The sequence below is a fragment of the Brevibacterium siliguriense genome (assembly GCF_900105315.1).
GTDB classification, from domain to species: domain Bacteria; phylum Actinomycetota; class Actinomycetes; order Actinomycetales; family Brevibacteriaceae; genus Brevibacterium; species Brevibacterium siliguriense.
In genome coordinates, this window is sequence record NZ_LT629766.1 from 2,319,040 (window position 1) to 2,331,226 (window position 12,187).

The 12,187-nt window shown below is 63.8% G+C and carries 10 protein-coding genes; 7 read left to right on the plus strand and 3 right to left on the minus strand.

The features are described from left to right. The first annotated feature begins 27 nt into the window (after positions 1–27). Both BLU88_RS10235 and BLU88_RS10240 read left to right on the plus strand, forming a co-directional pair. Positions 28–1,410, plus strand: a complete 1,383-nt coding sequence (locus BLU88_RS10235; RefSeq protein ID WP_092013269.1) for a glycine--tRNA ligase — start codon at positions 28–30, stop codon at positions 1,408–1,410. A 172-nt stretch (positions 1,411–1,582) separates the two neighbouring features. Beyond that, a complete protein-coding gene (locus BLU88_RS10240; RefSeq protein ID WP_157689077.1) occupies positions 1,583–2,980 on the plus strand; it encodes a YibE/F family protein in 1,398 nt (465 codons plus the stop codon). 82 nt (positions 2,981–3,062) lie between these two features. On the opposite strand, the gene BLU88_RS10245 is transcribed toward BLU88_RS10240, so the two are convergent. After that, the gene (locus BLU88_RS10245; RefSeq protein ID WP_092013275.1) at positions 3,063–4,454 is read right to left on the minus strand and encodes an aspartate aminotransferase family protein; all 1,392 of its coding nucleotides are present in this window, start codon (positions 4,452–4,454) and stop codon (positions 3,063–3,065) included. Further along, positions 4,451–4,936, minus strand: coding sequence for an Lrp/AsnC family transcriptional regulator (locus BLU88_RS10250; protein ID WP_092013278.1), 486 nt, complete (start codon positions 4,934–4,936; stop codon positions 4,451–4,453). The genes BLU88_RS10245 and BLU88_RS10250 overlap by 4 nt, the downstream gene beginning before the upstream one ends. 311 nt (positions 4,937–5,247) lie before the next feature. Here BLU88_RS10250 and BLU88_RS10255 point away from each other — a divergent pair, with 311 nt between their 5' ends. Further along, entirely contained in the window at positions 5,248–6,576 is a 1,329-nt protein-coding gene (locus BLU88_RS10255; protein WP_197678129.1) for a M24 family metallopeptidase, read from the plus strand. A gap of 69 nt (positions 6,577–6,645) precedes the next feature. Here BLU88_RS10255 and BLU88_RS10260 read toward each other — a convergent pair whose 3' ends face one another. Further along, positions 6,646–8,034 (minus strand): L-lactate permease, encoded by a 1,389-nt coding sequence (locus tag BLU88_RS10260; protein WP_092013281.1) that lies wholly within the window; start codon positions 8,032–8,034, stop codon positions 6,646–6,648. A gap of 61 nt (positions 8,035–8,095) precedes the next feature. On the opposite strand from BLU88_RS10260, the gene BLU88_RS10265 reads away from it, so the two are divergent. The 4 genes from BLU88_RS10265 (at position 8,096) to BLU88_RS10280 (ending at position 12,106) form a co-directional block, all read left to right on the plus strand. After that, positions 8,096–8,644, plus strand: a complete 549-nt coding sequence (locus tag BLU88_RS10265) for a helix-turn-helix domain-containing protein (RefSeq protein ID WP_092013285.1) — start codon at positions 8,096–8,098, stop codon at positions 8,642–8,644. Between the two features lie 110 nt (positions 8,645–8,754). Then, positions 8,755–9,324 (plus strand): helix-turn-helix domain-containing protein, encoded by a 570-nt coding sequence (locus BLU88_RS10270; protein WP_092009028.1) that lies wholly within the window; start codon positions 8,755–8,757, stop codon positions 9,322–9,324. Between the two features lie 8 nt (positions 9,325–9,332). Then, the gene (locus tag BLU88_RS10275; protein WP_231939705.1) at positions 9,333–10,199 is read left to right on the plus strand and encodes an IS3 family transposase; all 867 of its coding nucleotides are present in this window, start codon (positions 9,333–9,335) and stop codon (positions 10,197–10,199) included. A 221-nt stretch (positions 10,200–10,420) separates the two neighbouring features. Then, positions 10,421–12,106 carry an ATP-binding cassette domain-containing protein gene (locus tag BLU88_RS10280; RefSeq protein ID WP_092013288.1) on the plus strand — a complete coding sequence of 562 codons (1,686 nt, stop codon included), beginning with the start codon at positions 10,421–10,423 and terminating at the stop codon, positions 12,104–12,106. Positions 12,107–12,187: the final 81 nt, after the last annotated feature.

Sequence of the window (12,187 nt, forward strand, 5' to 3'; positions counted from 1 at the left end):
CGGCGAACTGAAACAAGGAGAGAACAAGTGGCACAGTCCAAGTTGGATGCCGTCATCGCCCTGGCCAAGCGCAGAGGATTCGTCTTCCAAGCAGGAGAGATCTACGGCGGTTCCCGCTCGGCATGGGACTACGGGCCCTTGGGCGTGGAGCTCAAAGACAACATCAAGAGCCAGTGGTGGCAGCAGTTCGTGCGCGGTCGCGAAGACGTCGTCGGCCTCGACTCCTCGATCATCCTGCCCAAGCGCGTCTGGGAGGCCTCCGGCCACGTCGAGACCTTCGTCGATCCTCTCGTGGAGTGCCTCAACTGCCACAAGCGCCACCGCGAGGACCACCTCGTCGAGGCATATGAGGCGAAGAACAAGAAGGCCCCGGAGAACGGGATGGCCGATATCGTCTGCCCCGACTGCGGCACCCGTGGTCAGTGGACCGATCCACAGGAGTTCTCCGGTCTGGTCAAGACCTTTCTCGGCCCCGTCGATTCCGAAGCCGGACTCCACTACCTGCGCCCGGAGACCGCGCAGGGCATCTTCGTGAACTTCAACAATGTGCTCACCGCCGCCCGGAAGAAGCCGCCGTTCGGCATCGGCCAGATCGGCAAGGCCTTCCGCAACGAGATCACTCCCGGCAACTTCATCTTCCGCACCCGTGAGTTCGAGCAGATGGAGATCGAGTACTTCGTCCACCCGGACGAGGCCGATGACTACTACAAGCAGTGGGCCGAAGACTGCTGGTCCTGGTTCCTCGGCCTCGGCATCTCCGAGGACAACGTGCGTCGCCTCGACGTTCCCGCAGAGGACCGTGCACACTACTCGGCCGGCACCATCGACATCGAATACCGCTTCGGCTTCCAGGGTTCCGAATGGGGCGAGCTGATGGGTGTGGCCAACCGCACCGACTACGACCTCGGCACCCATACGGAGGTCTCGGGAACCAAGCTGCAGTACTTCGATCAGGCCAGCGGCGACCGCTACACCCCGTACGTCATCGAGCCCTCCTTCGGCCTGACGCGGTCGATGATGGCGTTCCTCGTCGAGGCCTACAGCGAAGACGAGGCTCCGAACACGAAGGGCGGTGTCGACAAGCGCGTCGTGCTGGGACTCGACCCGCGCCTGGCCCCGGTCAAGGCTGCGGTGCTGCCGCTGAGCCGCAACGAGAGGCTGACACCTGCGGCCAAGGATCTCGCGGCGACGCTGCGCCGACGCTGGAACATCGACTTCGACGATGCCGGTGCCATCGGCCGTCGCTACCGTCGTCAGGACGAGATCGGCACCCCGCTGTGCATCACCGTCGACTTCGACACCCTCGATGATCAGGCAGTGACGGTCCGCAAGCGTGATGACATGAGCCAGGAACGCGTGAGCATCGACCAGGTGGAGAACTACCTGGCCGAACACTTAGCCGGAGCCTGACCCCAATTACTACCCGACGGCGGCCCAGCAACCTGGCGCCAGGTTGCTGGGCCGCCGTCGGGTAGTTCTGATAACGGTCGGCCGCCTCGGCGAGCACCTGCCGCACATCCTCCCTTGGTCGGCCGCCGATGCATCTCTTCCGTCAGCCATCCTCTGAAGGACCGCCATGCATATGACGTCCCAACACGAACCGAAGGCCTCGCCGAAGGTTCAGCTGATCATGCTCGCCTGCCTCGTCCCGCTCATCGTGGTCACGATCGCCGGTCTGTTCGTCCTGTGGCCGTCGGGCCCGGACAAGGAGCTGCCCGGCGGCGGGCCGACGACGAACACGGCTGAGGGCACCACGGATACGAAGGTCACCGTCACCGCGGTGGACGCCTCGGACTGCGAGTCGGGGAAGACGGACCCGATGGTCCGCGCCGACTGCACGAAGTACATCGTGGAGGCGGACGGGCAGGAAGGCAGCCTGTACGTCACTCCCGATGCGGTCAAGGCCGGTGTCGACGTCGGGGACAGGATCAAGGCCCTCGACTTCACACAGTCTCCGGACCGCGCGGAGATGGGCACCGACTATGTGTTCATCGATTTCGACCGCAACGTGCCGATGCTGGCCCTGGCGATCATCTACGCGATCGTCGTCCTCCTCGTCGCCGGTCTGCGGGGACTTCGCGCACTGATCGGACTCGGGTTCGCCGGCGCTGTGCTGTTCGTCTTCATGCTCCCGGCCATGCTCGACGGCAAACCTCCGGTGCTGGTGGCGATGGTTTCGGCGAGTCTGATCATGGTCATCGCCCTCTACCTAGCGCACGGAATCTCGACGCGGACGTCGACGGCGCTGTTCGGAACAGTGCTCGGCATCATCATCACGGGCATCCTCGGCGCGTGGATGACGTCCTGGGCGAATCTGGGCATCGCGTATTCGGAGGACGGGTATCTGCTGGTCGATACGACCGACCTGGGGATGACCGACATGATCGTGTGCGCAATCCTCATCACCGGGCTCGGAGTGCTCAACGACGTCACGATCACCCAGGCTTCGGCTGTGTGGGAGTTGGCGGCCGCCGCTCCGGAGATGAAGCCAGGTCAGCTGTTCTCCCGGGCGATGCGCATCGGCCGCGACCATATCGCCTCGACCGTTTATACGATCACCTTCGCGTATGTGGGCTCGGCGCTGATGACGCTCATCATCGTCTCCGCACACGACCAGCCGCTGTTCGACACGTTCACGCTCGGCGACATGTCGGTGGAGGTGGTGAGCATCCTCGTGTGTTCGATCGGCCTGGTCATCGCGATTCCGCTGACGACCGGACTCGGCGTCCTTGTCGTCCGCTCCGGCCTTCGCCCACCGAGACGGCCCGTCGCTTCCGCAGCTTCGCCCGTTCCGGCCGTGTCCGGTGGAGAGACGACCGAGCGCGCGACCGCCGAGGCGGCTGGAGCCGCGGACGGACACCCGGAACCCGCACGCGAGGTTCCGGGGAGTCCGGCGGGCTCAAAGGATCCAGTGGGCCCAGCAGGGGAGCGGCCGCCGATGACCCGCCGCGAGGCCCGGGAACGTGACAGGAACCGCTGAACTTCACCCCAGAACCACCTGACGGCGGCTCAGCAACCTCGCGCGAGGTTGCTGAGCCGCCGTCAGGTAGTAATAAGGGAGGTCAGAACATTGTCCAGGCTTCCTGCAGGACGCCGCGGATGATCTGCTCCATCTCGTCGAACTCGTTCTGACCGACGGTCAGCGGAGGCGACAGCTGGATGACCGGGTCGCCGCGGTCGTCGGCGCGGCAGTACAGACCGCTTTCGTACATCTTCGCCGACACGAAGTTCTTGAGAATCCGCTCGGACTCCTCCTCGGTGAATGACTCCTTCGTGTCCTTGTCCTTGACGAGTTCGATTCCGTAGAAAAATCCCTCACCGCGGACGTCTCCGACGATCGGCAGGTCCTTGAGCTTCTCGAGCGTGAACTTGAACGCCGCAGCGTTCTCGTGCACGTGGTCGTTAAGCTTCTCCTCTTCGAAGACATCGAAGTTCGCCATCGCGGCGGCACAGGCGACGGGGTGACCGCCGAAGGTGTAGCCGTGGTAGAAGGTCTCATCGCCGCCAGGACCGAAGGGCTCGAAGAGACGATCGGAGGCGATCATCGCACCCAGCGGCGCATAGCCGGAGGTGATGCCCTTGGCCGAGGTGATGATGTCGGGAACATATCCGAAGTCGTTGCAGGCGAACATGTCGCCGATGCGACCGTAGGCGCAGATCGTCTCGTCAGAGACGAGCAGCACATCATATTCGTCGCAGATCTCGCGGACTCGCTCGAAGTATCCGGGAGGCGGCGGGAAGCAGCCGCCCGAGTTCTGCACGGGTTCGAGGAAGACCGCGGCGACGGAGTCAGCGCCCTCGAACTCGATGGCCTCACCGATGCGGTCGGCGGCCCAGCGGCCGAAGGCCTTCTCGTCATGTGCGAGATGCTCCGGTGCCCGGTAGAAGTTCGTGTTCGGCACCTTGTGAGCGCCGGGGACCAGGGGAGCGAACTGCTCACGCAGCCCCGGCAGCGAGGTCACCGACAGCGCACCGTGCGGGGTGCCGTGGTAGGCGGTGGCGCGGGAGATGATCTTGTGCTTGCCGGGCTTGCCGACGAGCTTGAAGTAGTTCTTCGCCAGCTTCATCGCCGATTCGACGGAATCGCCGCCGCCGGAGGTGAGGAAGACCCGGTTGAGATCGCCCGGCGCATAGCTGGCCAGACGCTCCGAGACCTCGATCGCCTGCGGATGGGCATACGACCACAGCGGCATGAACGGCAGCTTCATAGTCTGGTCGTACATCGCCTTGGCGATCTGCTCGCGTCCGTGCCCCACCTGGACGGTGAACAGGCCCGCGAGACCGTCAAGGTACTTCTTGCCCTTGTCGTCGAAGATGTGGTGGCCTTCGCCGCGTACGATGACCGGCGCCTCACCACCGTTGAACAGTGCTTGGTGTGGTGACATGTGCATCCACACGTTGTTGCGGATGGCATCCTGATAAGGAGTGCCGGCCTTGGTGACATTGTCTGTCATCGCGTCCCCCAGTTGTATTTCTGCTTTTCGAGTGAGAGGTACATGAAGAGCTCCGTATCCACGACGGCATCGATCGAGCGGAGCTCCTCATTGACGAACTCGATCAGATGCCGATCCGATTCACACACGATCTCGACCAGGAGGTCGAACGAACCGGCGGTGACTACGAGGTAGTCGATCTCGTCGTAGTCGTGCAGCTTCTCGGCGACCGCGGTGATGTCCCCGCGGACCTTCAGCCCCACCATCGCCTGCCGCGCGAATCCCAGGCTCAGCGGGTCGGTCACGGCGACGATCTCCATGACACCCGAGTCGATGAGCCGCGACACCCGTTGGCGCACGGCGGCCTCGGACAGGCCGACGGACTTGCCGATGGCCGAATAGGATTTCCTTCCGTCGTGCTGCAGTTCGACGATGATCGCCTTAGATTTCTCGTCGAGATTCCCCAGTCGGGAACCGCTGCCGTTCGGCAGGAGCGGGTCCATTCTTCACCTCCGTGATGTGCGCCTCAGATCAATCTATCACCGATTCTGCTGAAATGCGCTGTTTGGTATGCGAATTCAGTCGAAACTGAAATTCTTTGGTTCTGGATTCGTCAGAAATCGCCGAGGCGACCGACGAGTATCCGTGTCCACGTTGCGCTCGCGCGGGCGTCCGGATCCGCTGTTCCAGGACCGCCTGAAACTCCGCTTCGCAATCCCGCAGATCCCCGCCGCCGCACCGAACGGAGGGCTGCCGACAACACGCGCGTCGACAGTGATTGACAGTGTGTGAGCAGGGTCACCACACTGGGATCATGAATGAGGGTGAGCTGTTCTACGGCGGCGAAGATAATCGCCCGGATGTGTACGGGATGCGTCCCGGAGCCGAGCAGGGGCAGGCCGGCAAAGAGGTCAAGGCACGCCCGCAGCCGGTTCCCGGTGGGGTCGATACGATCGGCGCGAACGAACTGTCGTTCAGTGCCGAGGAATATCTCGGGCGCATCGCCTCGGTGCGCAATCGCATGGTCGACCAGGGTCTGGCCGCGCTCATCGTCACCGATCCGGCGAACATCTACTACCTCACCGGATACAACGCCTGGTCCTTCTACACCCCGCAGCTGCTGTTCGTGCCCTCGTCTGGACCGATGACCCTGTTCATGCGCGATATGGACGCCCGCGGAGCCTCGCACACCTCGTGGCTGCCGCCCGAGGACATCGTCGGCTATCCCGAACGCTATGTGCAGCGTCCCCATATCCACCCTTTCGATTGGGTCGCCTTCGCCCTGCGCCAACGGTGGGAGGTCGCCCGAGCCTCGACCATGCCGGTCGGCGTCGAGATGGACTCACACTTCTTCTCCCCGCGGGGCTTCCGCGCGCTTGTCAACGGAGTGCCCGAATGGCGCCTCGTCGACTGCTTCGAACTTGTCAATTGGATTCGCGCGGTCAAATCCCCGGCGGAGATCGAGCTCATGCGCAAGGCTTCGAAAGTGACCACCGCTGCCATGGACGCGGCGCTGGGCACGATCGGCGTCGGAGTCGGCCAGAACGAAGTGGCCGCCGCGATCTCCGAGGCCCAGACCAGAGGCGGCGACGGAGTCTGGGGCGACTACCCGGCGATCGTGCCGCTCATGCCCACCGGCGAAAGCGCGGACACTCCGCACCTGAGCTGGACAGACCGAAAGTTCGAACGCGACGAATCGGTGAGCATCGAACTCGCCGGAGTCCACCGCCGTTACCACGTCCCGCTGGCACGCACAGCGGTGACCGGGCGACCGAAGCAGGAACTCGTGCGCCTCGAGGGAGTCGTCGCCGAGGCGCTGTCCGCAGTCCTCGACGTCGCCGCACCCGAGGTGCCCACTGCGGAACTAGCCCGCACCTGGAATCGTGTGCTCGCATTGTCGGGACTCGAGAAGCCCAGCCGCCTGGGCTACTCGATCGGCATCGGATATCCGCCGGATTGGGGTGAGCGGACGATCTCGATCCGTACCGAGGACGACCAGATCCTCGAGGCGGGAATGACGTTCCACCTCATCGGCGGAATGTGGATGAACGGCTACGGAATCGAACTGTCCGAACCGGTGCTCATCACCGACACCGGCTGCGAACCGTTCACGAACTTCCCCCGCGAGATCATCCGCGTCTGAGACTCGTACCGTCTGCGGTCATGCGAAGCCGGCCTGCATCCCCGACCTGAGCCGCGTATCGAGCGCCCCTCAGGCGAAGAACTGGACCCACAGTCCGACGGCCAGGGCGTTGATCCCGGCCACCGTGAGCGCGCGCCCCTGCACCCAGGAGATGTCCCGCGCCGAGGCGCCCACCGACGAATCCGCGATCTGCACGGCCATGGCCACCCGCGGGGGAGCGGCGAGAGCGGCCAGTGAGCCGGCCGCGTTTCCTGCCGCGACCACCGGCAGCGCCGAGACATGCGACGACGCAGCGACCGCGGTCAGGGTGCCGGTGAACATCGAGTTCGCCCCCGTGTTCGACCCTGTCAGCACCGCCCCGATGGAATTCAGCCACGGAGTGAGCAGAACGAGCCCGGCCGGCAGCAGCCCGCCGATCGCCTCGCTCATCCCCGTCGTCGTCATGATCCAGCCCATGAGCATGAATGCGGCAGTGCCCACCCCGATGGGAACCCAGGAGCGCACCGCCGCGACTGAGACGGTGCGCCTGCCCTCGACGGCGACGGCGGCGATGAGGCAGGCGGCGGCCAGCCAGAACGGGGGAGAGGCGATGATCTGCGTGATCAACGAGGGCACTGCCGAATGCAGAGCCCGCGCCAACAGCAGCCCGATCGTGAGCACCCCATAGGGCAGAACCGCCACGCCGAGACTGCGGGTGAGCCCCGTGGTCCGTTTGCCGATCATGAACAGCGCACCGACAACGAGGATGACGATCAGCGATCCGATGATCCCCGACGGCGCCATGCCGATGACATAGCTGGAAGCGAGGATCCCCACCCACATGAGCGCACCGGCCCCGATGATCCCCAGCGCCGAGGCGGGAGTCGGGCGCATGATCGCGACCACCGCGATCGCGACGATGATGACCGGGATCGCATTGATCCACGCCGTGGCCAAACCGAGTTCGTCGACATCCGAGCCGGCCAGCGCCGCCGCGACGGTGGTGCCTGGACCCAAAGCGCCCCATGGAACGGCGATGAGGCCGAGGAGGCCGAGGATCGCCGACTGCCGCAGAGTGCAGCCGAGGTGGCGCAGGATCGGCACCCCGACGGTGACGCCGATGCCGAAGCCCGTGACGGATTCGGCAAAAGGTACGATCCCGAACACGACGAGCGCGACACCGAGAGGGCGACCCGGCGACAGCGATTCGACCCACGAGGAGATCTGCGACATCGACCCGGCGGACTCGAGCAGCCGGGCGAGCAGCATGCCGAAGAGCAGGATGAGCGCGACCTCGAGGATGAGCGGAAAGTAGTCGATCCCCGAATCCACCAGCACCGAGGCGGGGGTGGGGAAGGCGAAGACGACGAGAACGGCCGCGAGCACGGCTCCGGCCAGGGCCGCGACCCACGAGCTCTGCTTGAGCAGGAGCAGGGCGATGGCAATGAGGATCGGTGAGAGAGCCAGCACTGCCGCCATGGAGTCAAGTTTCCTTTGTGAGAGATGATTCTACGATCCAAGAATAGATTATGATGCTCCAATGGTGAAAGAAGAGGATCTCGGCGCACGTGTCTTCGGTGCCCGCATCAGAGCACGGCGCAAATTCAACAATCTCACCCTCAACGAGCTCGCGGTCCGGGCAGGACTGTCCCGCGCCGCTCTGTCGAAGATTGAACGAGGCGAGCAGGACACATCGGTCTCGAACGCCATGGGGCTCTCCCGCGCCCTCGGCGTCGACGTCGGCGAACTGCTGGCCGCCCCGGAAGTCGCCATCACCCGCAGTGAGGCGATCCCCGCGGCCTCAACTTTCGGGAAAGGAGTCTGGCGCCGGGACCTGCCGTCGGCGATCGAGAACATGGACGTCGTCCACTACCGCCTCGACCCGCGCAGCGAGACCTCCGCTTTCGCTGCCCACCGCAGCGGATCGCGTGAGAGCTTCTTCGTCCTCAAAGGCAGCATCGAGATCGTCACCATCGACCGCCGCACCACTCTGCACTCCGGCGACTGTGCCCAAGCTCCTGGCGACGTTCCGCACCAATTGGCCAACCCCCACGATGAGCCCGCCGAACTCATGCTTATCATCGTCTGACCCTGCCGGACCCCTTCTTACTACCTGACGGCGGCCCAGCAACCTCGCGCTGGAGTGGTCCCCGAAAGTTGGACTGTGATCAACACAAACCAACTTGAAGGGACTACTCCATGCGCAAGGACTGTCTGATCACCAACGTCCAAGCCCGTGCCGCGATCGAACTGTTCGACCACGGCTACGGATACGCTGCGACAGCCACGAAGCTCGACGTCCACAAACCCACACTCAAACTCCTCCACGACCGGTGGTTAGTGCGTGGAACAATATCGGTCATGGAACCCCACCAGCCCCGGCGCATACCAGCAGAGCAGAAGATCGCGACCGCGAAGCGATACCTCGACGGTGAACACAAAGTCGAACTCGCCAAGGAACTCGGCCTGGCATCATCGCGACCGATCCTCGACTGGGTCAAGGAATACCGAGACAAGGGCGAGGACGCTTTCACCCCACGCAAAGCATCGGGGAAGGGCAAAACAGCTCGCATGCGCGCGATCGATCACGGGCAGGACCCGGATGCCGACCCGGCACCGTCGAAGCCGGATGTGATGGCGAAGAAGACTCGGGTCGAGGACATCAGCCTGGCCGAGTACCGGCAGTTACAAGACCGGCTGCTGCGGGCGGAAGCGGAGAACGCGTACTTAAAAAAACTGAAGGCCTTGAGGCAGAACGGGCAGCTGTAAAAGCACGCATTGTTGCCAGTCTCAAGGCGGACTACCCACTGTCACTGCTGCTGAGCATTGCGGGGTTGGCGCGGTCGACGTTTTTCTATCACCAGAAACGCTTCGGTCAGAGACCTGACCCGTATGTGCAGGTGAGGGCCCGGATCCGGGAGATCTTCACCGACAGCAACGAACGCTACGGGCACCGCAAGATTATGACTGTCTTGGTCAAAGAGGGCCTGTCGATTGCGAAGAAGACCGTGCTGCGGTTGATGCAGGACATGGGGATCAAGACCAAGGTGCGCCGGAAGCGGTACAACTCCCACCGCGGCACGGTCGGCCGTGTGGCTGGCAATGTCCTCAACCGGGACTTCACTGCTGAGGAACCGAATGAGAAATGGGTCTCTGACGTCACGGAATTCGCTGTGGCGGATCAGAAACTGTATCTGTCACCGGTCATTGATCTCTTCGATACCAGTGTGGTGTCGTACTCGATGTCGACGTCACCGAACACGGCGTTGACGAACGAGTCACTGATCAGGGCATGCCAGGGGCTTCGGCCGGGTCAGGCACCGTTGGTGCACACGGACCAGGGGTTTCAGTACCAGCACGTGTCGTGGGCGGCGATCTTGGCCGAGTATGGTGCACGCCCGTCGATGTCGCGGAAGGGAAATTGTTGGGATAACGCGGTCGCGGAGAACTTCTTCGGGCAATTGAAGTCTGAAATGTTCTATCTGCAGAAGTTCGACACTGTCGAGGACCTCAAGACCGCGATCGATGAGTACATTCACTGGTATAACTTTGAGAGGATCTCGACACGACTTGGCGGTCTTGCTCCGATGGAGTATCGGACCAAGACCGCCAATGCCACAGAGGCCGTAACCGCTCTATGCTGACCCCACAGCAGTCCAACTATTGGGGACCACTCCACGCCAGGTTGCTCAGCCGCCGTCAGGTAGTAAGGAGGGGTGGTCTTGACCGGACGAGCCGCTTCGGCGACCATGGATATGTTCCATTTCCGTTCAAGGACGTCTCAGCTGTGAAGTGAATCCTCGTGCCGTGACTTGCGGGTGCCGCGGACCCGCAGCGCTTCTGCGTACACGAAATGAGGACCCTCATGCCTGCAGCAATCATTGTGTCCGAACTGGACTACCGCCTCGGCGACGATACCGAGATCTTCTCCCGACTCACCGCCACCATCCCCGCTGACCTCGTCGGACTGGTCGGCGACAACGGGATCGGGAAATCCACCTTTGCTCGAATACTCGCCGGTCGGCTGCGCGCCTCGGCGGGAACCGTCACGGGTGCTGACGGTGCGGTCTACATCGACCAGCTGCTGCCGCACTCGACGCAGCGAGTCGACTCCGCACTGGATATCGCCTCCGTTCGCGTGGCTCTGCACCGCGCCCTGAACGGAGATGCGACCGACTCCGATTTCGAGCTCATCGGCGACGACTGGGACATCGAAGAGCGGGCTCTGGCGGCGCTGGCCGATCTCGGCCTGCACCTGAGCCCGAGCGACCTCGGCCGGAGCCTGAGCAGCTTCTCCGGCGGACAGGGCACTCGCATCGGACTGGCCCGAGCGGCACTGGTCCGCGACTCCTGGCTGATCCTCGATGAGCCGAGCAACAATCTCGACGAGGACGGTAGGGGTCTGCTGGCGACCCTGCTCACGGAACGGCGGGGGCCCACCCTCGTCATCTCCCACGATCGCAACCTGCTGACGCATATGTCCTCGATCATCGAGATGACCGACCGGCTGCGTGTCTACGGCGGGAACTTCGACGACTACGAAACCATGGTCGCCGCCGAAGAGGAGGCCAAACAGCAGAAGGTCACCGACGCGAAGAAGACCCACCAGATCGAGAAGCGCCAGCGGATCGAACTGGAGACGAAACTCGCACGAGCCGACCGGAAAGCCAAGAAGGACAAGGAGAACAAGCGTCGACCGAAGATCGTGATGAACGGGCTGAAGAACTTCGCCGAGAGGTCAGCGGCCAAACGACGCGGCGACAAAGCCGCCGACGAAGCGGCGGCCTGGGACGAACTCAACTCAGCCAAGGACGCGCTGCGTCGGACGTCGAGCGTCCGCCTCGACCTGCCGGATACCCACGTCCATGCGACGAAACGGGTCCTCGGGATCTCCACGGCAGCCTCGGCGAGGCCCGAGCGGCCCAAGACGATCGTCGGACCGGAAAGGATCCGGCTGACCGGTCCGAACGGGGCAGGGAAGTCGACCCTGCTGGCAGCGATCCTGGCAGCTGCCAACGGCCAGGACGGACAGGGCGAAGGCACGGGCGACGCAGCCGGGGGACACGCCGGGGTCGAACCCGGACCGCCGATCGCCGACCTCTTCGGCGACCTCGACATCACCGTCGCCGCTCCGACGGCTCACCTCGACCAGCAGTACCGGCTGCCGGGAGAGCTGACTGTGATGGAAGCGGTGCGATCGGGCAACCCGCAGCTCGACCCGCATCGCGTCCACGAAATACTCGCGGCCATGGGGCTGCGCGCCGGACGCACCGACCAGCTCTGTCAGACCCTGTCCGGAGGGGAACGATTCCGTGTCGCCCTGGCTGCAGGACTCCTCCAGGACCCGGCCCCGCAGCTGCTCATCCTCGACGAGCCGGGCAACAATCTCGACCTGTCATCGCTCGAAGCACTGGTGACCGCGCTCGAAGGATTCGGCGGTGCCATGGTGATCGTCACCCACGACGACCGGCTCGCCGCCGAACTTTCCGTCGACACCGAATGGGACGTGCGGGAATTTCTGCGCACCGAATCAGTTGAGGTGAACAGGTGAGTCGGAGCCACGGGGAGGAGCGCGTCCGCAGCGGCATGGATTCCGACCGTGAACAGGTGAGGAGAAGCAGACGAATGTGCG

Bases quoted from the DNA above. Each gene is read 5' to 3' on its own strand.
- BLU88_RS10245 (WP_092013275.1), bottom strand. From the start codon at position 4,454: ATGACAGACAATGTCACCAAGGCCGGCACTCCTTATCAGGATGCCATC.
- BLU88_RS10260 (WP_092013281.1), bottom strand. From the start codon at position 8,034: ATGGCGGCAGTGCTGGCTCTCTCACCGATCCTCATTGCCATCGCCCTG.
- BLU88_RS10240 (WP_157689077.1), top strand. From the start codon at position 1,583: ATGACGTCCCAACACGAACCGAAGGCCTCGCCGAAGGTTCAGCTGATC.
- BLU88_RS10255 (WP_197678129.1), top strand. From the start codon at position 5,248: ATGAATGAGGGTGAGCTGTTCTACGGCGGCGAAGATAATCGCCCGGAT.
- BLU88_RS10270 (WP_092009028.1), top strand. From the start codon at position 8,755: ATGCGCAAGGACTGTCTGATCACCAACGTCCAAGCCCGTGCCGCGATC.
- BLU88_RS10280 (WP_092013288.1), top strand. From the start codon at position 10,421: ATGCCTGCAGCAATCATTGTGTCCGAACTGGACTACCGCCTCGGCGAC.
- BLU88_RS10250 (WP_092013278.1), bottom strand. From the start codon at position 4,936: ATGGACCCGCTCCTGCCGAACGGCAGCGGTTCCCGACTGGGGAATCTC.
- BLU88_RS10265 (WP_092013285.1), top strand. From the start codon at position 8,096: ATGGTGAAAGAAGAGGATCTCGGCGCACGTGTCTTCGGTGCCCGCATC.